Annotated in this window: 25 protein-coding genes; 15 read left to right on the top strand and 10 right to left on the bottom strand. The window is 67.9% G+C overall.

Features of this window, described 5'->3' with window-relative positions:
- The first annotated feature begins 45 nt into the window (after positions 1-45).
- Together C5E41_RS26290 and C5E41_RS26285 are read left to right on the top strand one after the other, a co-directional pair.
- Positions 46-933 carry a LysR family transcriptional regulator gene (locus tag C5E41_RS26290; protein WP_219823251.1) on the top strand — a complete coding sequence of 296 codons (888 nt, stop codon included), beginning with the start codon at positions 46-48 and terminating at the stop codon, positions 931-933.
- Between the two features lie 367 nt (positions 934-1,300).
- On the top strand, positions 1,301-2,035 hold the full coding sequence (locus C5E41_RS26285) for an SDR family NAD(P)-dependent oxidoreductase (protein WP_104378428.1): 735 nt from the start codon (positions 1,301-1,303) through the stop codon (positions 2,033-2,035).
- 65 nt (positions 2,036-2,100) lie between these two features.
- Here C5E41_RS26285 and C5E41_RS26280 read toward each other — a convergent pair whose 3' ends face one another.
- Positions 2,101-3,342: a L,D-transpeptidase gene (locus C5E41_RS26280; RefSeq protein WP_439956508.1), complete on the bottom strand. Its 1,242-nt coding sequence runs from the start codon at positions 3,340-3,342 to the stop codon at positions 2,101-2,103.
- A gap of 69 nt (positions 3,343-3,411) precedes the next feature.
- The gene (locus C5E41_RS26275) at positions 3,412-4,452 is read right to left on the bottom strand and encodes a UDP-N-acetylmuramate dehydrogenase (protein ID WP_439956507.1); all 1,041 of its coding nucleotides are present in this window, start codon (positions 4,450-4,452) and stop codon (positions 3,412-3,414) included.
- Positions 4,453-4,544: 92 nt separating this feature from the next.
- Between C5E41_RS26275 and C5E41_RS26270 the strand changes: the two genes are divergently transcribed.
- The 3 genes from C5E41_RS26270 to C5E41_RS26260 all read left to right on the top strand — a co-directional run bounded on the left by C5E41_RS26270 (position 4,545) and on the right by C5E41_RS26260 (position 6,488).
- The gene (locus tag C5E41_RS26270) at positions 4,545-5,030 is read left to right on the top strand and encodes a DUF2505 domain-containing protein (protein WP_104378426.1); all 486 of its coding nucleotides are present in this window, start codon (positions 4,545-4,547) and stop codon (positions 5,028-5,030) included.
- Between the two features lie 37 nt (positions 5,031-5,067).
- Positions 5,068-5,583 (top strand): DUF2505 domain-containing protein, encoded by a 516-nt coding sequence (locus C5E41_RS26265; RefSeq protein ID WP_104378425.1) that lies wholly within the window; start codon positions 5,068-5,070, stop codon positions 5,581-5,583.
- Between the two features lie 119 nt (positions 5,584-5,702).
- Positions 5,703-6,488 carry a class I SAM-dependent methyltransferase gene (locus C5E41_RS26260; protein WP_181063440.1) on the top strand — a complete coding sequence of 262 codons (786 nt, stop codon included), beginning with the start codon at positions 5,703-5,705 and terminating at the stop codon, positions 6,486-6,488.
- Between the two features lie 24 nt (positions 6,489-6,512).
- Here the strand turns inward: C5E41_RS26260 and C5E41_RS26255 are convergent, their stop codons facing one another.
- The gene (locus C5E41_RS26255; RefSeq protein WP_258081264.1) at positions 6,513-7,172 is read right to left on the bottom strand and encodes a hypothetical protein; all 660 of its coding nucleotides are present in this window, start codon (positions 7,170-7,172) and stop codon (positions 6,513-6,515) included.
- Positions 7,173-7,290: 118 nt separating this feature from the next.
- On the opposite strand from C5E41_RS26255, the gene C5E41_RS26250 reads away from it, so the two are divergent.
- Positions 7,291-8,046: an LmeA family phospholipid-binding protein gene (locus tag C5E41_RS26250; protein ID WP_104378424.1), complete on the top strand. Its 756-nt coding sequence runs from the start codon at positions 7,291-7,293 to the stop codon at positions 8,044-8,046.
- Between the two features lie 9 nt (positions 8,047-8,055).
- On the opposite strand, the gene deoC is transcribed toward C5E41_RS26250, so the two are convergent.
- Positions 8,056-8,730 (bottom strand): deoxyribose-phosphate aldolase, encoded by a 675-nt coding sequence (gene deoC, locus C5E41_RS26245; RefSeq protein WP_104378423.1) that lies wholly within the window; start codon positions 8,728-8,730, stop codon positions 8,056-8,058.
- A gap of 153 nt (positions 8,731-8,883) precedes the next feature.
- Here deoC and purU point away from each other — a divergent pair, with 153 nt between their 5' ends.
- Complete coding sequence (purU, locus tag C5E41_RS26240; RefSeq protein ID WP_104378422.1) at positions 8,884-9,771, top strand: formyltetrahydrofolate deformylase; 888 nt, start codon at positions 8,884-8,886, stop codon at positions 9,769-9,771.
- A gap of 226 nt (positions 9,772-9,997) precedes the next feature.
- Here the strand turns inward: purU and C5E41_RS26235 are convergent, their stop codons facing one another.
- From C5E41_RS26235 to C5E41_RS26210, 6 genes are all read right to left on the bottom strand, one after another.
- Positions 9,998-11,014: an alpha/beta fold hydrolase gene (locus C5E41_RS26235; protein WP_104378464.1), complete on the bottom strand. Its 1,017-nt coding sequence runs from the start codon at positions 11,012-11,014 to the stop codon at positions 9,998-10,000.
- Between the two features lie 254 nt (positions 11,015-11,268).
- Positions 11,269-12,297, bottom strand: a complete 1,029-nt coding sequence (locus C5E41_RS26230; protein WP_104378421.1) for an alpha/beta fold hydrolase — start codon at positions 12,295-12,297, stop codon at positions 11,269-11,271.
- Positions 12,298-12,381: 84 nt separating this feature from the next.
- Positions 12,382-12,678, bottom strand: coding sequence for a DUF2516 family protein (locus C5E41_RS26225; protein ID WP_104378420.1), 297 nt, complete (start codon positions 12,676-12,678; stop codon positions 12,382-12,384).
- 116 nt (positions 12,679-12,794) lie between these two features.
- Complete coding sequence (locus C5E41_RS26220; protein WP_104378419.1) at positions 12,795-13,481, bottom strand: heparin-binding hemagglutinin; 687 nt, start codon at positions 13,479-13,481, stop codon at positions 12,795-12,797.
- Positions 13,478-14,089 carry a helix-turn-helix domain-containing protein gene (locus tag C5E41_RS35375; protein ID WP_258081263.1) on the bottom strand — a complete coding sequence of 204 codons (612 nt, stop codon included), beginning with the start codon at positions 14,087-14,089 and terminating at the stop codon, positions 13,478-13,480. Before C5E41_RS35375 ends, C5E41_RS26220 begins: the two co-directional genes overlap by 4 nt.
- 106 nt (positions 14,090-14,195) lie before the next feature.
- A complete protein-coding gene (locus C5E41_RS26210) occupies positions 14,196-15,452 on the bottom strand; it encodes a DUF445 domain-containing protein (protein WP_104378463.1) in 1,257 nt (418 codons plus the stop codon).
- Between the two features lie 319 nt (positions 15,453-15,771).
- Between C5E41_RS26210 and C5E41_RS26205 the strand changes: the two genes are divergently transcribed.
- The 8 genes from C5E41_RS26205 (at position 15,772) to C5E41_RS26170 (ending at position 21,665) form a co-directional block, all read left to right on the top strand.
- Positions 15,772-16,494, top strand: coding sequence for a TetR/AcrR family transcriptional regulator (locus C5E41_RS26205; protein WP_104378418.1), 723 nt, complete (start codon positions 15,772-15,774; stop codon positions 16,492-16,494).
- Positions 16,495-16,593: 99 nt separating this feature from the next.
- The gene (locus C5E41_RS26200) at positions 16,594-18,036 is read left to right on the top strand and encodes an ABC1 kinase family protein (RefSeq protein ID WP_104378417.1); all 1,443 of its coding nucleotides are present in this window, start codon (positions 16,594-16,596) and stop codon (positions 18,034-18,036) included.
- A gap of 20 nt (positions 18,037-18,056) precedes the next feature.
- Entirely contained in the window at positions 18,057-19,304 is a 1,248-nt protein-coding gene (locus C5E41_RS26195) for a saccharopine dehydrogenase family protein (RefSeq protein WP_104378416.1), read from the top strand.
- A gap of 13 nt (positions 19,305-19,317) precedes the next feature.
- On the top strand, positions 19,318-19,590 hold the full coding sequence (locus C5E41_RS26190; RefSeq protein WP_104378415.1) for a DUF4873 domain-containing protein: 273 nt from the start codon (positions 19,318-19,320) through the stop codon (positions 19,588-19,590).
- On the top strand, positions 19,587-19,814 hold the full coding sequence (locus C5E41_RS26185; protein WP_104378414.1) for a hypothetical protein: 228 nt from the start codon (positions 19,587-19,589) through the stop codon (positions 19,812-19,814). The genes C5E41_RS26190 and C5E41_RS26185 overlap by 4 nt, the downstream gene beginning before the upstream one ends.
- A gap of 165 nt (positions 19,815-19,979) precedes the next feature.
- Positions 19,980-20,366 carry a hypothetical protein gene (locus C5E41_RS26180; protein ID WP_104378413.1) on the top strand — a complete coding sequence of 129 codons (387 nt, stop codon included), beginning with the start codon at positions 19,980-19,982 and terminating at the stop codon, positions 20,364-20,366.
- A gap of 1 nt (position 20,367) precedes the next feature.
- Positions 20,368-20,940, top strand: coding sequence for a hypothetical protein (locus C5E41_RS26175; RefSeq protein WP_104378412.1), 573 nt, complete (start codon positions 20,368-20,370; stop codon positions 20,938-20,940).
- Positions 20,940-21,665: an ESX secretion-associated protein EspG gene (locus C5E41_RS26170; protein ID WP_104378411.1), complete on the top strand. Its 726-nt coding sequence runs from the start codon at positions 20,940-20,942 to the stop codon at positions 21,663-21,665. Before C5E41_RS26175 ends, C5E41_RS26170 begins: the two co-directional genes overlap by 1 nt.
- Positions 21,666-21,692 lie beyond the last annotated feature (27 nt).

Below are 21,692 nucleotides of genomic sequence, written 5' to 3'. Positions count from 1 at the left end.
CAGAGGTCAAAGACCAACTTTTGATTCCAGCGATAAATGAGGTGCATGATCGTGGAATTGAGAACCCTGCGGTGCTTCGTCGCCGTGGCTGAGGAACAGAGCTTCACGCGCGCGGCCGAGCGGCTGTCGGTCGCACAGCCCGCCGTCAGTCACCAGATCCGCTCCCTGGAGAAGGAACTCGGCGAAGCGCTCTTCGAACGCAACGCACGCAGTGTCCGCCTGACCGAGGCCGGCCGGGTGCTGCTGCCCTTGGCCGGCCGGACTCTCGCTGACGCGGACAGGGTGATCGCCGAGTTCGCCTCCCGCACCGCTCTGGTCACCGGCACGCTCCTCCTGGGCGCCGTGGACGGGGTCGAACACACCCGTCTGCCCGCGCTCCTGGGCGCCTTTCACCGCCAGTACCCGGGCGTCGCCGTGCAGCTCCTCGAGGGGCGCAGCGCCGAGCTCATCTCGCGCGTCGGGAACGGCGAGTTGGACGCCGCCGTGGTGGCCCTGCCAGAGCATTCCCTGCCCCAGGGCATGCGGAGTGTGGTCATGCTCGAAGACGAGATCGTGGCCGTCGTCCCGACGGACTCCCCGCTCGCAGGCCGCAAGAGCATCCCCATCGAGATGCTGTCCGGAAAGACCCTGATCAGTTACGGCCAGAACAGCGGACTGAGGCCATGGCTGCAGTCCGCGTTCGATGCCGCCGGCATCGACTTCAGTCCTCGGTACGCGATCAACGACGCGGCCCTGCACGTCGCTCTCGTGGAGGAAGGTGTCGGCGTCTCCCTGACGGTGGGTACCGACCGGGCTCTCGTCGGGAACCCCCGAGTCAGCGCCGTCCCGGTCAGTCCCTCCCTCGCTTACCGCAAGGCACTGATCTGGCGGGGCACCCCGCAGCCCACCCGGCCGCTGCGGGCCTTCCTCGCTGTTGGCCCCGCAACGCCCTGACCCTGATGCCCCACCGACGCAGGACGCGACACAGGCCATCACGACACGCAGGCGCTCGAGAAAGTCTGGCATTGCTTGGCGCGCTTTGGCCCCCCACCTCAGGTTGTCAGTGCAGTTCCTGGCCTGACCGTGACCCGTTGCTCCGCGGAAGCAGCAGGAGAGTGAACGGGGACCCTGATCTTCGACAGGTCTTGGAGAACCGGTGGAAGTACCAGCGGCGGTGTCCGCACGGCCCTGCGTGGTCACGCAAGCTGCCGCCTTCCGGCCGTGCTCCCACCGCTGTGTCATCTGCGGTGTCCGCACGGCCCTGCGTGGTCACGCAAGCTGCCGCCTTCCGGCCGTGCTCCCACCGCTAGGCTCAATCCCCATGAGCACTCGTCACGCCGTCGTCACCGGAGCGAGCTCGGGAATCGGTGAGGCTACCGCCCGCGAGCTCGCGAAACAGGGCTATCACGTGTACGTGGGGGCGCGCCGGATGGACCGGCTGCAGGCGCTGGCCGACGAAATCGGCGGTACCGCAATCGAATTGGACGTCGCCGACGAGTCGTCGGTACGGCTGTTCACGGATGCGGTCGAACGGGCCGACGTGCTGGTCAACAATGCCGGCGGGGCGAAGGGGCTGGCGCCGGTCGCCGAGGCCGACCTCGACGACTGGCGATGGATGTGGGAGACCAACGTGCTCGGCACGCTGCGGGTGACCAAGGCGCTGCTGCCGAAATTGATCGACTCGGGTGACGGGCTGATCGTCACCGTCACCTCGGTCGCCGCCCTGCAGCCCTACGACAACGGCTCCGGCTACACCTCGGCCAAACACGCGCAGGCCGTCCTGCACCGCACACTGCGCGGTGAACTGCTGGGCAAGCCGGTGCGGCTCACCGAAATCGCACCGGGCGCGGTCGAAACCGAATTCTCGCTGGTCCGGTTCGGCGGCGACACCGAGCGCGCGGCCAAGGTCTACGAAGGTATCGACCCACTGTTCGCCGCCGACATCGCCGAAATCATCGGCTTCGTCGCGAGCCGCCCCCCGCACGTCAACCTCGACACCATCGTGGTGAAGCCGCGCGACCAGGCCGACGCCGGCCGCTTCGCCCGCCGCAGCTGAGCCGTCGCCCGGCGCGCAGCCGGACGCGACCGTGACGCCCGAACTCGAGGGGCGGTCAGCGGGTTCTAGCTGCCGCCGCGCACCGGTCCCGGCGCCACCGGAGTCGCCGATACCACCGGTGCGGGCTGGCCCTGAATCGCCGACATGGTCTTCCAGGTGTCCCAGTCGATGGTCCAGTCGTAGAGATCGCCGTCGGCGGCGGACAGAGCGATCGACGTGCCGGTGACCTCGACCGGGTCGCCGTACATGGCCGTCGGGAAGTACTGCTGGGCGTCGCTGGTGCTCAGGTTGATGCAGCCGTTGGTGACGTTGGTATTGCCTTGTGCGGACGCCGATTCCGGGTTCGCGTGGATGAATTCGCCATTGTTGGAGATGCGTACCGCCCAGCGTTCGCGAACGTTGGTGTAGAACGGCGGATTCGACATCAGGAAGTCTTCGTACTTCTCGGTCACCACGTGGATGCCCGAACGCGTCACGTTGCGCGCCTCGTTACCCTCGCCGTAACTGCACGGGAAGTCGAACAGCGTCGAGCCGTCGCGGATCACCTGCACCCGGTGGCTGGGTGCGTACCCCTTCACGATCTGGCTGCGGCCGATGGTGAACTGCGAGGACAAGTCGGAGTTGCCGTAAGCCCCGTCGCCCAGGTCCAGGCCGTACAGCTTGGCGGCGAAGGTCACCGCCGTGCCGGGCGCCCAGTAGTTGCGGGGGCGCCAGTGCGCGCGAGACCCGCCGTTCTCGTCGGGCAGCCAGGCCCAGCCGCCCTCGGTTTCCGGAGTGGTCGTGACGGTCAGCGCCTTCTCGACCGCCTCCTTGTTCTCGACGTGCTTCTTGAACTGCAGGATGATCGGCGCGGCGATGCCAACCTCCTGCCCGTCACCGATATTGATGGTGGCGGGCACGGTCTGCTTGGGGGCCAGCGTGGTGAATTTCGACTCGATCGGCACGGGCTTGTTGTCGGTGCCGACCGCCGTGCCCGACCAGGTGTAGGTAACGCCGTAACCGAGCGCCTCGTTGACCTTGAAAGTGCTCTTGTCGGGCGACAGGACGCCGGTGACCTGCTTACCTTCCGGATTGGTCAACGCGATCCGGTCGATCCGGCCACTGGTCACCGTCACCGAGACGGGCGCGATCGGGTTGACGTCGCCGGTTTCGTTCCCGGGCTCGAATTTCAGCTTCGCAACCGGGCCGGACTCCTTCGGCGCGGACGAACCGCTCCCGCCGCTGCCCGAACATCCGGCCACCAGCGCGGCCACCGCCAGCTGGCCGGCCCCGACCAGTACGGCCCGGCGGCCGGCAATTCCTCGAATGTTCACTTCCGCGAATTTACCGCGCCCCTGCGACAGCCCGGCAAGATCGAAACGTGGTGCCCGCCACCCCTACAGCTCGAGACCGACAGTCACCGGTTCGGGTTCCAGCCTGATTCCGAAACGCTGTTCGACGCCCGCCCGCACGGTGCGCGCCAGGTCTACCAGGTCCGCAGCGCGGGCAGAACCCCTGTTGGTCAGGGCGAGCGTATGTTTCGTCGACAACCGGACGGGAGCGTCCGGACCTGGGAAGCCCTTACCGAATCCCGCGCGTTCGATCAGCCAGCCCGCGGAGAATTTCACCCCACCCTCGGCGGCGTAGGCCGGAATAGTGATCTCTCCCACATGCGCCCGGATCGCATCGACCACGGCGGGCGCCCGATCGTGCGTCACGACGGGATTGGTGAAGAACGATCCGGCACTCCAGGTGTCGTGGTCGGCCGGATCGAGGACCATGCCCTTGCCGGCGCGCAGGGCGAGTACCGCCTCGCGCACGGCCGCGGCCGGACGGGACTCGCCGTCGGCGGCGTCGAAGGCGCGGGCCAGTTCGCCGTATCGCAGTGGGGCGCTGGCACCGTCGGGATTCACCGCGAACTCCACCGCCAGCACCACCGCGCGATCGGAGTGCTTCAGCACCGAGGTGCGATAACCGAAGCCGAGTTCTTCCGGTGCGGCCCAGCGGATGTCGCCGCTTCCGCGATCCAGCAGGCGAATCCGGCGCAGCACCTGTGCCACCTCGACGCCGTAGGCGCCGACATTCTGCACCGGCGTCGCGCCGGCCGAACCCGGAATCCCGGACAGGCACTCGAGTCCGCCGAATCCGGCGGCGACCGTCGTGGCGACCACGCCGTCCCAGTCCGCGCCCGCCTCGGCCGTCACACTGTCGGCTCCGAGCTCGACGGTGTCGGTGGCAATGCGGACGACGACGCCCGCGAATCCGCTGTCGGCGATCAGCAGGTTGGAGCCACCGGCCACCAGCAGCACCGGAACACCCGCGGTGTCGAGCGTGCGCACCGTCTCGACGAGCGCCGCTGTGGTGCGACATTCGGCGACCGTCGCGGGCCCGCCGACCCGCAGCGTGGTCAGCTGCGCCAGCGGCACCGATTCGCGCACCTGCGCGCCGGTCGCGCTCAGCAACTCACGCACGTTGTCGAATGCCACCACTCGAGATGTCTGCACATCGAAAGACGGTAGCGTGTCACACCATGGCGACACCCCTGGCGTACACAGCTCACTACGCGCATCCCGCCGCGGCGGTGCGCGTAGTGCTCGCCGACGAGCAGTACTGGAAGGACCGCATCGAGGAGGTCGGCGGGCCCGGTGCTCGGCTGGACTCCTTCTCGGCCGACGGGGACCGGCTGCGAGTGGAGATGGTGCAGACCATCCCCGCCTCCGAACTGCCCGCCGCGATCACCTCGGTCCGACCGGGCGATCTGATCATCCCGCGTACCGAAACCTACGAGGGCCTGTCCGGCGTCTTCGAAGCACATGTCGAGGGCGCGCCGGCAAAGGTGCGTGGCACGGTCACCCTGACCGGTTCCGGCACCGCCTCGCAGGCCGTGGTCGACGGCTCGGTCGAGGTGACGATCCCGTTGTTCGGCAAGAAGATCGAGGCCGTGGTGGCCGAGAAACTGCTGGAACTGCTGGCCTCGGAGACCGACTTCACCAACACCTGGATCGCCGGCCACTGATCGGGGCGCTCGCCGGAGACCAGTACCCTGGTCCCCCATGGCCCGCCGATTGGACTATTCCGCTCGCTATCCGCTGCACACCACCGACGAGGTGTACGCGGCGCTGTCCGACCGCGCCTACTGGGATGCGCGGATGGAGGAGATGCGCAAGCACTCGCCGAACGAGGTGGTCCACCTGCAGGCCGACGGGGACGGTATCGAGATCGAGGTCCGCCACATCCTGCCGCGCGACATGCTGCCCGAAATCGCGCAGACCGTGATGCGCAAGGACCTGGTGATCACCCGCAAGGAGAGCTACGGGCCGTTGGGGCCCGAGGTGGAAGGTGAGTTCAGCGCATCGGTTCCGGCCGGTCCCGGGACGCTGACCGGTACCGTGCGGTTGTTTCCCACCGAGACCGGCTGCACCTTGCGCACCTCACCCGTGGCGAAGGTCTTCATTCCGATGCTGGGGCCCAAACTCGAGCAGATGATGCTGGTCAATCTCGTCGACCTGTTCCGCGCCGAAGCCGAATTCACCCAGCAGTGGCTGGAAGAGCAGCGCCCGACGGCCTGAGTTCCGTGGCTCCACCGGACGCCTGCGTCACCGCGATGAGACCGCCGGGCCGACCCCGTACCGCGAACATCGGACACCTCGACTCACTCGCGCACACGCGCACCGCCGCACCTGCCGGCCTGGTGGTTGGGACCAAGTCCAAGCCGGTGGGCGCCATCACTCGCGGAACCACCGGGATCAATCGGCTGCGCCGCAGCGACCGCTGGCTGAGCCACGACCCACTGGTGGTCGGGCGGCTGCGGTCGGCCACGGACCCGCTGGTGGTCGATCTGGGCTACGGGGCGAGTCCGGTGACCACGCTGGAATTGGCGGCCCGGCTACGCCGGGTTCGCATCGACGTTCGCGTCGTCGGTCTGGAGATCGATCCCGAACGCGTCGTTCCCGATCGCGACGGCGTGCACTTCGCCCGGGGCGGATTCGAACTCGCGGGACTGCGGCCGATGCTGGTGCGGGCGTTCAATGTACTGCGGCAATACGACGAGAGCGAGGTCGCGCGGGCGTGGGCGACAATTCTCGGCGGATTGGCGCCCGGGGGACTCCTGCTCGAGGGCACCTGCGACGAACTGGGCCGCCGCTGCGCGTGGATTCTGCTCGACCGCGACGGCCCGATCTCGCTGACGCTGGCCTGGGATCCGTTCACCGTCGGCAAACCCTCCGATATCGCCGAACGGCTGCCCAAGGCGTTGATCCACCGCAATATTCGCGGTGAACGCGTGCACACGCTGCTCACCGCGGCCGACCGGGCGTGGGCGCATGCCGCGCCGATGGCGGTGTACGGTCCGCGCGTGCGCTGGCGGGTGGCGGCGGAGCGGTTGCGGGAGCAAGGTTTTCCGGTGCGGAACTACCGGCGGCGGATGCGTGATTGCGTGCTGTCGGTGCCGTGGGAGTGCGTGCGGCCCGACTGAATTCGCGGTGCGGGATCGCCGGGTTCAGGCCGCGGCGAGGGCCCGGCGCACCCGTGCGGCCGCATGCGGCGGCAAACCCGCACTCGCCGAGGCGATTTCGTACGGGATGCAGCGATGGATGGCGACCGCGTCGGCGACCACCTCGTCCAGCGCGCCCTGTCCGATCCCGGTTTCGGCGAGATCGAGTACGGTGCGCACGGGGGTGGTCACCAGGAACGCACCGGCCGACTCCACATCATCGCGGTGCAACTCGCGGCGCAGGACGACCAGCCGGGGGGCTGCGGGCGGGCGGCCCGCCCTCGCGGACAGGTGCAGGAAGCGCGGGCGCAGCCGGCCCAGGCCGTGCAGTTCGGCGGCGCTGTGATGGGAGACGGCGGCGGCGCCGTCGAACCAGGCCGCCCACATCGCGTATTCGTCGAGCGGGCCGTCCGGCCAATCGGCCATGCGCAGGATGCCGAGGCCGGCGCGGATCACCGAACCGTCGGCGAGGGCGCCGCGGATCCGGCGCTCGCAGCCGGCACGCACGACGATGCGCGTGGTGAAGTATCCGGCGTGCCGATCGGCAAGCCGGCGCAGAACCCACCACCCCTGCTCGGAATCCCGATTCGGCTCGGGTACTCGCTGCGGCTCGGAATCTCCCGGTCGGCGGGCGGCCGCGGCATCCCCTGCATCGTGCGCGGACATGGGATCAGGTTACGCCGGACCGATGTGCTTCATGTCACAATCACGTCGTCGGCACTACATGACAAGCCTCACAGGCTCCACAGAGCGGGCTCAGAAAGCTCGGGAAGAATCGGTTGCCATGACCACTCCGGACACCGCGGTACCCGCTCCCGCACCGGCGGGTGAACCGAAACGCCGCAACGGGCGGCGGATAGCACTGATCATCGGACTCGTCGTGCTGCTCGCGCTGATCGGCACCACGGCGGGCGCCGAAACCTATCTGCGCCACAAGAATCAGCAGTGCATGGCCTCCCAGGTCGAAAAGGAGCTGGGGTCGAAGGTCGATGTGGGATTCGGACCGAAGCCGTTACTGCTCACCGCTGTCGACCACAAGGTCCAGTACATCACCGTCGACAGCGACGATGCGAAATTCGGGCCCGCCGTGGACATGAAGGTGCACGCCCGGCTCAACGACATCACCCTGCTCGACGGCGGGCGCGGCGGCGCGAAGGTCGGCAGCAGCTCCGCCGACGCGACCTGGAGCAACGAGGGCATCGCCCAGACCCTGACCGGGCTCGTCTCCGGCGTGGAATCGGATCCGGCCGGGGGCACCCTGGACGTCAAGGTACTCGGCGGTATCGCCGATCTGAAGGTGCAGCCGCACATCGTGGAGGGCAAGATCGAGGTCAGCACGCAGTCGGCCTCACTGCTCGGGCTGGGGCTGCCCACCGATCTGGTCGACAGCATCGTCCAGTCCATGACGCAGAGCCTGCAGAACTACCCGATGGGTATGCAGCCGACCAGCGTGAAGGTCACCGACAACGGCATCTCGGTGTCGCTGCGCGGCGGCCCGACCACCCTGCAGGGCGGTGGGGACACGGAGATCCGCTGCTGATCGCCGTCGCTACCGCGGGAAACCCGCGAGAACGTCCGCCGAGCGGGACAACCCCAGCCGGGTCGCACCGGCGGCGATCAGCTCGGCGGCCGCGGCGGCGGTGCGGATTCCGCCGCTGGCCTTGATGCCGAGTCGCCCGCCGACGGTCTCGTGCATCAGCCGCACGGCCCGCACGTCGGCACCGCCCGCGGGGTGGAATCCGGTAGAGGTCTTCACGAAATCGGCACCGGCGCGTTCGGCGGCGCGGCACACCTCGACGATCGCCGCATCGGACAGCGCCGCGGACTCGACGATCACCTTGAGCAGCGCCCGGTCCTCGACCGCCTCGCGCACGGTGACGATATCGGCGAGGACCGCGTTGTAATCCCCCGCGACGGCCGCGCCGATGTCGATCACCATATCGACCTCGGCCGCGCCCTGCTCTACCGCGAATCGCGCCTCGGTGCCCTTCACCAGAGAGTGGTGTTTACCGGAGGGGAAGCCCGAGACCGTGGCGACGACCAGCCCGGACGCGGTCACCGGCAGCATCGACGGGGACAGGCACACCGCGTAGACGCCCAGTTCACGAGCCTCGGCGATGGTGTTCGCGACGTCGGCGGCGGTCGCCTCGGGGGCCAGCAACGTGTGATCGATCATCGCGGCGACCTGGGCGCGGGTGTAGGCGCTGGGAACGGTTTCGGACATGAGGACCAAGTCTGGCACAGCGCGCGAGCGTTCCCGGCGGCCGAGCGCTCGCGATCCGATGCGTCCGGCGAATTCGCCTACCCCGGACCGGCTTTGCGGCTCGCCGCCCGGGCGGCGTGATCGAACCGCGTACGACCTGCGAGGATCATGCCCATGAGTGGCACCGTGTCAGCCGATGATCGGCGTTTCGTCCTGAGCCTGGGCTGCCCCGACCGACCGGGCATCATCGCTCGCATCACCTCGTTCATCGCCGAGTTCGGCGGGTCGATCGTGGAGGCCGGTTATCACTCCGATCCCGATACCGGCTGGTTCTTCACCCGCCAGGCCATCGCGGCGGCGACCGTGCCGTTCGGCATCGACGAGTTGCGCGAGCGCTTCACCATGATGGCCGCCGAACTGGGGCCGCAGACCGACTGGCAGCTGCTGGATTCCGGGCGTCGCCGCCGCGCCGTCCTTCTGGTCAGCCGCGACGGGCACTGCTTGCACGATCTGCTCGGCCGGGCCGCCAGTGGCGAGTTGCCCGCCACCATCGAAGCGGTGATCGGCAACCACCCGGACCTGGGCGAGATGACCCGCGCGCACGGAATCCCGTTCCACCACGTGCCCTTCCCCGCCGATCCGGCCGAACGCGGTCCGGCCTTCGAGCGGGTGCGCGAGCTCACCGACGCCCACGATCCGCACGCGGTGGTGCTAGCGCGGTTCATGCAGGTGCTGCCGGCCGAATTGTGCGAGCACTGGGCCGGACGCGCGCTGAACATCCACCACAGCTTCCTGCCATCGTTCGTGGGGGCGCGGCCGTATCACCAGGCCTTCGCCCGCGGCGTGAAGTTGATCGGCGCCACCTGCCATTACGTCACCGCCGACCTGGATGCGGGGCCGATCATCGAACAGGACGTCAGCCGCATCGACCATGCCGACACCGTGCGCGACATGGTCCGGCAGGGCCGCGACATCGAACGCGTGGTGCTCGCGCGCGGACTGCGCTGGCACCTGGAGGGGCGGGTGCTGGTGCACGGGCGGCGCACCGTGGTTTTCTCGTAGCCGGTTTTCTCGTAACCGGTCTTCTCGCAGCGACGCGGCGGGCCAAGACCGGGCGCCCTTGACCGGCCTTGGCGGACAACACGATTGCGCATCGTGTTGCCGTCCTCGCCGCGCGGAGCCGCTCCGCTACGACAGGTCTTGTGGCGACTTCCCGATCCGAACGTGGGTCACCAGGATGCACCCGCGCCGCGAGTACGTCCAGCCCCGGCGGGCAGTCGCGGGGCGCTCAGCCCGCCACCGCACGGCGGCCGAAGTGAGTGACCTCGATCAATCTGCGCAGTTCGGCGTTGAACTCCGCACTCGCCTCGATATTCGCCAGATGTCCGGTGGCGAAGACCGAATAACGATCCAGATTGCCCGCCGCGGCGAGCTCGTCGGCGATCTTGCGCGACATGCTCTCCGGCAGCAGATTGTCGTAGGCCCCGGCCACGACACTGGTCGGGATGCACAGATTCGCTGCGGCGCCGTGGATTTCGAGTTCGATGAGCGCCAGAGCGTATTTCGCCCGCACCAGCGGACGGCAGGAGCGCACGATCGAGAGCCCGAAGTCCACCTGATCCCCCGTAGCGTACCGATTCATGATGCGTGCCTTGAAGATTCCGCGCACCGCGGCGCCGGCCGGGAACGGCACGGGCTGACCGAACAAGGCACGTCCGAGCCAGTCGGGGGCCGGGACGATGTCGTTGAAGATCGGCAGAACCCGCGTTTCGGCGGCGATATCGCCTGCCGTCGTGGTCAGCAGCAGGGCCGCGCCCGCGCGCTGCGCCACCTGCTCCGGATGGAATTTGGCCCAGGCCTGAATCGTGATGCCGCCCATGCTGTGTCCCACCAGGACGGCCTTACGTCCCGCCGGCACAACCGCATCCAGTACGGCGCACAGATCGTCGGCCAGCTGTTCGGCGTCGAACCGGCCCGTCCCGAGGGTACTGGCGCCGTGACCGCGCTGGTCGAACGCGATCACGCGATGGTCGCGGGCGAAGGAGTTGATCTGCGGGTTCCAGTATTCGAGGCAGCAGGACCAGCCGTGCACGAAGACGATCACATCGCCGTCGGCCGGGCCATAGGCGTGTACCCGAAGCCGGGCGCCGTCGGTGGTCGTGACCGAGACGACCTCGGCGTCCGGCGCGCAGTTCAACTCGGCCGTGCGGTAGGTCCGCGAACGCATTCTCGCGCGATATCCGCCGGTCAGCGCGCCGATGCCGGTCCGAAGGTCGGCAACGTTCTCAGGCAGGTTCACCAGCATGAGCACTCCTTTGTGTCCTACCGCACGTTACCGCGCTTGCAACGGCGCTTGCTAGCGCAAGCAGCGAAGATTTTCCGGTTTCGCACCTTTGTCCGGCGAAGCCGCACATCAGCGCTGCTCACACCCCCAGATCGACCGAATACCCATTCCGCCCAACGGCATTCACATCCGCCGGCGCAACATCCCACTACCCACTTCTATCGTCCGGCGCCACGGAAGTGCTACGCGGAATCGCCAGGCAATTGCCGAACCGGCTAGGCGGACGCCTCGCGCACGCGCCGCGAGGCATATGTCTCGGCCATAACCTCGGCGAGTTCATCATTGAACGCCTCGTATGCTTCGACGTTGCCGAGGTGGCCGGTCGGCAGTTCGACCAACTTGCGGAACGCGCCGGCCGAGCGCAGTTCCTCGGCCAGGCGCTCGGAGTGCACCGGCGGCGTCATATCGTCCGCGGAGCCGGAGATCACCGTGGTCGGCACGGTCACGCAGCGGGTGCAGCTCTGCAGGGCCAGTTCGGCCAGCAGGAAACCGAAGCGCGAACGCACCACCGCCGGGCAGGAGCGCACGATCGCCAGGGCGAAGTCGACCACCTCACCGGTGGAGGCCAGAGTCATGATCTGGCGGCGGAAGATCCACGTCACCGGCCGGATCGGCGGGAACACCACCGGCAGCCCGAGTCCGAGGCGACCGATCGGAAACGGCAGTGCGAGCGGACCGCGATTGAATCGCGGCACCACGGTGGTCTCGGCGATCAGGTCACCCGAGGCGGTATTGGCCAGCACCACCGCATCGGCCCGCTGGGCGACCTGCCGCGGATACCGGCCGGCCCAGGCCTGGATGGTCATTCCGCCGAGACTGTGCCCCACCAGGACCGCGCGCTGACCGGGACGCAGGGTGGCATCCAGGATGGCCGCGAGATCGTCGGCCAGCAGATCGGTGGACAGCGGTGCGGTGCCGGATTCGCTCGCGCCGTGACCGCGCTGGTCGTAGGCGATCACACGGTATTCGCCGGCGAAGGCGTTGATCTGGGGATTCCAGTATTCGAGGCAGCAGGTCCAGCCGTGAGCCAGCACGATCGCCTCGCCGTCGGCGGGGCCGTAGCTGTGCACGCGCAGCCGGGCGCCGTCGGAGGCGGTCACCGTGGTCACCTCACACGGCACCGCGGGGGAATTCAGTGCGGGCAGGTCGTAGGACCGCGTGCGCAGTGCGGCGCGATGGGCGGCGGGCAGTCCGCGGAGACGATCCACGATCCCCGCCACCGTGCTGGGCAACGTTGCCTGCATGAGAACACTCCTTTGTGTGTTACTGATCGATACAGTAACCCGAAGGAGTGGGTGCTTGCTAGTGCAAGCGCGGGTTCGGCGGGTTCACCAGCGTGGACCGCGCTGAATTTCGTCGACCTTCGGCCGGACATCGGCCAGATAGATACCCGTTGCGATCACCGCGGCGATCCCCAGCAACCCCACCGGCGTGCGGGCGAGCAGCAGGAAGCCGAGGGCGACCGCCAGAATCGAGACCCAGATGGGTTTGGTGAGCTTGTCCACGGCCGTGAACGCGTCGGCACGCTGCCGGATCGCATGCACCAGCGCGAAGATGGTCGCGGCCATCGCGGCGAGCCAGAGCAGCCATAGGATTGCACTAGTCAGCTGGTACACAACACCCATGATAGAAGCAACGCCCGCATGCGGCAGTGCGCATGCGGGCGTTGCGGGATCCGGTACGACCCGGATCCGTGTGACGGTTCCGGATTACCCCTCGGCCGGTCTTTTCTGCGGCCGAATTACTTCTTGGCCGGAGTGGTCTTCTTCGCGGCGGCGGTGGTGGTGGTGGTGGTCTTGGCCGGCGCCTTCTTGGCGGGGGCCTTCTTCGCCGGGGCCTTCTTGGCCGAGGCGGGCTCCTCGGCGGCAGCCTCGGTGGTCACCGCGACGACCTCGGCGTCGACGACCGCGGCGGCCTCGTCGGCCTGCTCGGCCGCTTTGCCCAGAAACCCGCGGGCCTGATCGGACACCTTGTTCAGAACATCCTCGGCCCGGGTGACGACATCGGTGTAGATGTTCTCGACCTTGTCGAAACGCTCGTCGAAGCCGGGATTGGAACGCAGTCGGTCGACGGTCTCCTCACCGCGCACGGCCAGATCCGAGTACAGATCCACCAGCTGGCGGTAGTACTGGTCGACCAGCTTGCGCAGCTCCTCCGGGGTGAACTTCTCGCGCAGTTCGGCGAGGTCGTCCGGCAGTTCGGAGGGCAGTCCGGTCAGGCGGCCGCGCAGCGTCTCGATCTGGTCCTGCACATCGGCCGGCAGATTCGACAGGCGCTCGCGAGCCTCCTCGACGCGGGAGTTCACATCGACGGTGGCGGCGCGGTCGCGGACGCGGTCGACGATGTCGTTGACCGCCGCGTAGAGCGCGTCACCGGCTCCGACGGTCGCGTAGATCGGCTTGGTTACAGTGACATTGGGCTGGGTCATGGTTGTTCGTTCTCCTGGCGTGGCGAGATTTCGGTAGTACTGCCATCGGTGGCATGGTGCGGAACCTCGTTGTCCCTTGGGCTTTCGGGTGCACCGCCCCTCGGGCTCTCGGGCACACCGCCCCCGCTCCCCCCGGGAACGCCCCCCTCGGATTCCCCCTGAACGGATTCCGAGACGTTCCCCTCGTTCCCGCCGTTTTCCCGGCGGAACGATTCGTAGATATCCAGGAGCACCTGCTTCTGGCGCTCCGTGATGTCGGTATCGGCCAGTAGTGCGTCCCGTACCGGGCTGTGCTCCCTCTGTTCGAGATAGCCGGCCCGGACGTACAAGACCTCCGAAGACACACGCAGACCCTTGGCGATCTGCGTGAGTACCTCGGCGGACGGGTTGCGCAATCCGCGCTCGATCTGACTCAGGTACGGGTTGCTCACCCCCGCCAGCTGCGCGAGCTGACGCAACGAGACCTGAGCGGCCTCCCGCTGCGCCCGGATGAAGCCTCCGATGTCGTGCGCCGCGTTGGCTACACGACCCACCCGGTCTCCGGGAACCGCAGACGTCTCTGCGGTTCCCCCCGCGTTCCGATCAGAAACCTCTGGTTCCTGTGCCATCACACTGCTCACCTTCCGGCGGTTGTACGGTCGATTCTAAATGATGGTGCTAACTCTTGCAAGCACCCTTGTTAGCACTATTTCAGCAAACTTCGGGCAGCGACTGTCAGAAGCCCGGGAAAAGTAAATGCGATACGGCGTAAATCGCCAGGCCGGCAAGTGATCCGACCACCGTGCCGTTGATCCGGATGAATTGCAGATCGCGCCCCGCCTGCAATTCGATCTTGCGACTCGCCTCATCGGCATCCCAGCGGGCAACCGTGTCGCTGATCAGGGCCGCGATCTCGGAACCGTAGTTGGCGACGAGATATCTCACACCGCGTTCGACCCAAGCGTCCACTTGTTTTGTCAGTTCGGGTTCGTCGACCAGACGTTGCCCCAACTGCTGCACATTCTCCGAGATCTTGCGGCGCAACGTGCTGCCCGGATCGTCGGCCGATTCCAGGATCATCCGTTTGGCCGCACGCCAGGTCGCCCGCGCCATTCCGGTTATTTCCTCGCGCCCCATGATCTCGGCCTTCACTCGCTCGGCCTTGGCGATCATCGCCTCGTCGTACTGCAGATCGCGAGCGAAATCCTCGAGAAATCGGTTCGCCGCCAATCGCACTTCGTGATCGGGTTGCGAGCGAATCTTCCAGGTGAATTCCACCAATTCCCGGTAAATCTTCTCCGAAAGCAGGATATTGGCGAATTTCGGCGCCCAGGACGGGGCATCGCGCATGACGATCCGGTCCAGGGTCTCCTGACTCGCCAGCGCCCACTGGTGGGCGCGTTCGGCCAGCAGATCCAGCAGCGGCTCCTGCCGGTTCTCGGCCAGCAGTTCGGCGAGAACCCGCCCGATCGGCGGCCCCCACTGCGGTTCGGCGATGCGCTTGACGATGGTCTGGTCGATGACCTGCTCGACATCGGAGTCGCGCAGCGCCCCGATCACCGCACGCAGAATGGTCGACGACTCCTCCGATACCCGCGCGGCGTGCCGAGAATCGGCCATCCACGTCCCCAGACGCAACGAGATCTGCGCCGAATTCACCTTCGTCGCCACGGTGTCGGGCGAGAGAAAATTGGTGCGGACGAAATCGCCCAGGCTGGTGCCCAGTTGATCCTTTTTCTTGCGGATGATCGCGGTGTGCGGAATGGGCAGGCCCAACGGATGCCGGAACAGCGCGGTGACCGCGAACCAGTCCGCCAGCGCGCCGACCATGCCGGCCTCCGAAGCGGCGCGCACGTAGCCGACCCAGCTGCCACCGATATCGCGCGAGCCGAGCCAGCAACAGACCAGATAGACGACCGTGGCCGCCGCCAGGAATCCGGTCGCGACCATCTTCATCTTGCGCAGATCGCGTTTCTTCCCGCCTTCGTCCATCAGGTCGGCGAACGAAGACGGTGGTTCGGGCGCGCCCCGGGCCGAGGACCGTGTGGTATTTCCCACTCCCGGCCGGGTGTCGGGGTGCGCGCTCGTTTCCGCCAGGACGGGGGCGCTGCCGGCAGATTGCTCCATATCCCCATTCTGGCTGGAATATCGGCGCCGCCGGCGTGCGCCCGCTCACCCCGCGCCCGTCCCCGCCGCGGGCGAACACCCCCGGGGCCGAGAGCCGGCCCACCCGGCGAACCGGGAACATCACCTCGGCGAAGGACTTAAGCTGGTGGTGCCCATATCCCCGGATCCAGGAGTCCCCTCGAGCATGACCACACATCGTGCCGCGAGCGCTGCCGTCGACACCCCCGCGGTGCGCCCCGGCCGGGTGGACGGTCGCAAACGGCGCTGGCATCAGCACAAGATCGACCGCAGGGAAGAACTCGTCGACGGCACCCTCGCCGCCATCCGCAAACGCGGCGGCGATATCGGGATGGACGAGATCGCCGCGGAGATCGGCGTATCCAAAACCGTCCTCTACCGCTACTTCTCGGACAAGTCCGATCTGACCCGCGCCACCATGGAGCGGTTCATCGAGACCACGCTGATGCCGCGGATCTACGAGGCGATCAGCGACGACGCCGACGAATATCAGCTCGTCCGCAACACCCTGGCCGCCTATGTGCACACCGTCGAGGCCGATATCGACGTCTACCGCTTCATCATGGGCAACGGCTCGACCACCGACAAGTCCAGCCTCGCCGATTTCGAGAAGCTGTTCGCCGACGTGGTCTCGGTGGTGGTGCGGACCAAGGCGTTCGATCGCGGCGTCGACACCGAGGGTGTGCTGCTGTATTCGTACGTGATCGTCGGCGGCGTGCAGCTCGCCACCGACTGGTGGATCAGCAACCGTTCGATGTCGGCCGATCGCATGCTCGACCACCTGGCGATGATGGTGTGGAGCGCCATCGAGGGCATGGTCCGCGCGGGTGGTTCGCCGGAGAAGTTCAACGCCGTGCCACACGAACTTCCCGAGGCCGGCCTGGGCTGATTCGCCCGCGAGGGAATCCGTGCTCGCCGTCTCTGGGCCGACGGCTCGTGCTTGGCTACGCTGAAGACCGGCCAGGCGGGGGATCAACGGAGGTCATCAATGGCGAAAGAGCTGCCGACGTCGCGGCTGGCGCGGGGGACGAAACTGGGTGTGGCCGTCGCCGGCAACGTCTTACGGGCGCAGAAGACCCGCCGTTCCATGCGCGGACGCTCCGAAGCGGTGCGCGAGCGGATGGCCGAGGAATCGATGATCCGCGCCACCGAGCAGATGGTCATGGTGCTGGGCACCATGAAGGGCGTGGCCATGAAGCTCGGCCAGATGCTCTCGGTGCTGGACCTGGATCTCGTTCCGCCGGAGCATCGCGAGCGATTCCAGCGCCGGCTGGCCGTCTTGCGCGACAGCGCGCCGGAGGTTTCCTTCGACACCATGCGCGGCGTCATCGAGAAGGATTTCGGCCGCACGCTCGAGGAGCTGTTCGCCGAATTCGACGCCGAACCGATCGCGGCGGCCTCGATCGGCCAGGTCTACCGGGCGCGGCTGCACGACGGACGCGTGGTCGCGGTGAAGGTGCAGTATCCCGGCATCGATACCGCCGTGCGCGCCGATCTGAAGAACCTCGCGATGTTCCGCCGCGTCCTCCAGTCGGCGATGCCGTGGGTGACGCCGGCGGTCCTCGACGAACTGCGGCTGAACCTCGAGAGCGAACTGGACTACGTCGCCGAGGCGCATACCCAGCGCGAGGTGGCGGAACTGTTCGCCGACCATCCGTTCATCGTGGTCCCGGCCTCGATGCCCGAGCTGTCGAGTACACACGTGCTGGTCAGCGAGTACTTCCCCGGTCGCGGTTTCGAGGAGATCCGCCGGTTGCCGGAGACCGAACGCGACCGGGTGGGCGAGATCATCTACCGCTTCTACGTGGGTTCGCTGTTCACCTTCAACGAATTCTGCGGGGACCCGCATCCGGGCAATCTACTGCTCGGCGAGGACGGCCGGGTCGCCTTCCTCGATTTCGGGCTGTTCAACCGGATGGATCCCGAACACGTCCGATTCGAGGCCACCTGCATTCGTGCGGCGGCCGAGGAACGTGCGGAAGATCTGCGCCAGTTGATGATCGACCACGGCATCATCGATTCGCCGGAGGAGATCACCCCCGAGGACTGTCTGGAGTATGTGCTCGCCGCGTGTGAGTGGGCGCTGATCGACCAGGATCTGACCATCACCCCCGAATTGGCCAGCGGCGCCTTCGTGCTGGCGGTCGACCCACGTGCGAGTGAGTACGCCGGGATGAAGCAGCAGAATCTGCCGCCGGAACATCTGTTCTCGCGGCGTGCTGATTTCCTGACCTTCGGGGTACTCGGCCAGTTGGAAGCGACCGGGAACTGGCATCGGATCGCCCGCGAGTGGCTCTACGGCGACGACCCGGTGACCGAACTCGGTAAGCAGCACCACGCCTGGCTGGCCCGGCCCGGCCTGCCACGCAAACCGGCGAAGCGCGCGGCGCCACGGAAAGCCGCCGACGGAAAACGTACCAGCACAAAGTAATCGGCCACCACGAGAATGGGATGGGCATGACCGACAGGGAATTCGACCTCGTACTGTTCGGCGCGACGGGGTTCGTCGGCCGGCTGACCGCGCAGTATCTGGCCGAGGCCGCCCCCGCCGATGCGCGGATCGCCCTCGCGGGCCGCTCACCGGAGAAACTCACCGCGGTGCGCGACGAACTCGGGGGCGGGGCGGCGATCTGGCCGCTGCTGGTCGCTGATTCCTCCGACCAGGCGGCACTGGACGCGCTGGCGGCCCGAACCAAGGTCGTGGTCACCACCGTGGGCCCGTATCTGCGGTACGGCCTGCCACTGGCCCAGTCCTGCGCGAACGCCGGCACCCACTACGCGGATCTCACCGGCGAGCCGCTGTTCATCCGCGAATGTATCGATCGGTTCGGCGAGCGGGCCGCCGAAACCGGCGCGAAAATCGTGAATTCCTGTGGCTACGACTCGATTCCGTCCGATCTGAGCGTATATCGGCTCTACCGCCGGTCGGTCGAGGACAACACCGGGGAGCTCACCGACACCACCCTGGTGGCGTGGCTCAAGGGCGGCGCCAGCGGCGGCACCATCGACTCCGGGCGGGCGATGATGGAGGCCATCGCCACCGATCCGGCCAAGGGTTCGGTGCTCTCGCACCCGTATTCGCTGAGCCCCGACAAGTCGATGGAACCCGAGGTGGGCCGGCAGTCCGATCAGGCTCTCTCGCGCGCCTCGGCCATCGACCCCAGCCTCGACGGCTGGGTCGCCACCTTCGTGATGGCCGCGCACAACACCAAGGTCGTGCGGCGCAGCAACGGCCTGCTGGGCTGGGTGTACGGCAAGAACTTCCGCTATCGCGAGGTGATGAGCGCCGGAAGCTCGCCGGCGGCACCGCTGGTCGCCGCGGGCATGGCGGGTGGCATCGTCGCCACCATGACCGCCGGCGCCCTGCTCTCCCGCGTGTCGGTGGGGCGCCGGCTCCTGGACCGGATCCTGCCGAAGCCGGGCACCGGCCCCGGCGAGCAGGCCCGCCGCAGTGGCTGGTTCACCATGAAGACCTTCGCCGACACCACCTCGGGCGCACGGTACGTCTGCACCTTCTCCGGACAGGGCGACCCGGGTCACCAGGCCACCTCGGTGATGCTGGGCGAGGCCGGACTGTGCCTGGCGTTCGACGAACTCCCGGAACTGGCCGGCATCCTCACGCCCGCCTCCGCCATGGGCGACCCCCTCACCGATCGCCTGCGGCGGGCCGGGATGACCATCGGGGTGGAACGGGTCTGAACGACGGAAGAGCCTGCGACACAGGACCGTTCGGGTGCGGCTGCGCGGCCGTCGCCAGCCGATCGACGGCATCTACCGCTGGTACGGACGCGTCGATCCGGATGCGGCGCTGAATGCGGCGGCCGGCACTCGGAAACAGCGCGTCGAGTTGCGGACCACCGAAGGCGCCGCGGCCGCGATCCTGGGTGATCGCGACTTCCGGGGGCGACTGCGGCTCATCGGGCACAGCGCACCGCCGTATCGGATCTCGACAGTAGACGACCTCGACCCGAGGATGACCCGGTGAATCTCGCACGCCGCACCAGCGGCCGCATCGCGATCGGCACCAGTCATCGCCCGCGGGGCTGGGTGGGGCAGGTCTCGAACGCGGTCGGCGGGGCGGGCGGGCTCCGCGTATTCGACCTCGATACTTTCCCGAAACTGTTCGCCGAATACGGGCTGGTGGATATCGAGCAGGAAGTGCACGGCCTGCTGCAGGACGTCAGCGCCCGCGCCGCCGACGCCGCCTGAGGCCGGCAGCGCCTCGAAACAGCCAGCTCCGTGAAACAGGCAGCGCCACAGCGATTTACGCATTCTCGCGCTCATCGATGTGCATATGCACAACGCGTCGCCGCGCGTCCGGCTGCTCGGGTAAGCTCGCCGAGGGAAACTCTCGGGCGGAAGGGGTTCATCACGGTGCCGATTCCGGAGACCGGTCAGCATCTGGCGCGCGAGTTGTACGCCGCGGCGACAGGTTCCGGAGCGGAGGTGTTCGAGATCGCCGAAGACACCGCCCGCAATCTCGCGGCGGCCTGCGACCGCCTCGTCGAGGACCTCCATGCCGCTCGCAGCGGCGGCGCCGTACCGACCGCGGTGCGCGGCTTCGGCGAACTCGCTTCCGGCCGGGCCCTGGCGCGCGGATTCTCCCGCAAGGGCGGCGAATTCCTCGAGACCGTCCTCTCGTTCCAGCAGACAGCACTGCTGTTCAAGGCCGCCTACCTGGCCGCGGGGAAACACTTCGACGAGGCGGAGGCCGCCAACCGCGCGGCGCTGGCGCTGATCCGGCCCGAGCCGGGAGCCTGAAGTGACCGACGCATCCCACTTCGATCCGCCCTTCGTCGCGGATCGGGAGGTGTACGGCTCCTACAGCCACCGGCAACTGTGGGAGCTGGTGCACGAGGCACTGGACCCGGCCGCGCTCGGTGCGGCGGCCGCGGCCTGGCAACAACAGGCCGACGCCGTCGCCGCGGCATTCCGGTTCTTCGCCGAGGCCACGCACGCCGAATTCGAGCATTGGTCCGGGCGATCCCGTGCGGCGGCCGAACCCGCGACGGCGGCGTTCGTCGAACGAGGCGCCGCCGCCGCTGAAGTCTGCGCCCGGCTGCGGCAACTGCTGGAGTCCGATGCCGAAGCGGCGCAATCCATTCGGGACGCCCTGCCCGCGCCGCCGAACTACATTCCGCTGCCCGATCCGGTCGCCGAGGTGGTGCACGGCGGCGCCCGCCGGATGACCCACGACGTCGCCGCCGCCGCGGCCCTGGCCGACGCCCGCGACATCATGACCTTCCGCTACAACAGCACCCTGGTCGCCTCCGGTGATCGGGTGCCGCGCTTCGTTCCCGCGCCCCGGCCGGATTCGGGTGGGGGTCACCCGTAGTGAAGTGGGTGCTGACGCCGGACGAGTTCGCCCACGTCTGGGCCACCGAAACCGATCTCGACCGCCGCCCCTATCCGGTGAACATGATCCCGGGATCCACCGTGCGCACCGAATCCGAATATGCCGCACTGGGTTTGCGCACCCGCTATGCGCGCAACACCGACCCGGATCTCACCGCCGCACTGCTGCTGTGCACCCGGCCGGACGCCACCACGATCACCGTCTCCGGCCGGCGCTCCACCCCGGCGGACGAGCCGGAACTGATCCTCGCCTTCGCCGCCGTCGTCCACCGGCACGCGGGGTTGCTGATCGCGCGGCCCGACGCCGTCACGGTCGCCGTCTGCCACGCGCGCGGGCTCGGCGAACGGCTGGTGGCCGCGATCGGCTCGGCGCCGGCGGGCACATGCGGGCCGATGCGCGAACCGCAGCACGCGGTGCTCGACATCGGGACCGACGCCCGGCCCGGCGGCGATGTCGACACACCGCCGGATCCGGGCGTCGCCCGTTTCCGCCGCACGCTGCGCGCCCCGGTCGACGCGCGCGGATTCGTCACCGTCACCGTCGCACCCGACAATCCCATGTCGCCGCCGACGCGGCATCGCACCTGGCTCGACATCACCGGTGACGGACGTTATCTGCTCACCACGGCCGCCGAGCTGGTGCTGACCCCGGTCGACGACGCCGAATTCGCCGCACAGTTGACGAGACTGGCCGGAATCGGCTGACTCACGGCACGATCACCACCCGGCTGC

It is taken from the genome of Nocardia nova (assembly GCF_002933465.1).
GTDB lineage: Bacteria > Actinomycetota > Actinomycetes > Mycobacteriales > Mycobacteriaceae > Nocardia > Nocardia nova_B.
The sequence above is the reverse complement of the archived record's forward strand: the minus strand, read 5'-3'. Positions and strand labels throughout refer to the sequence as shown.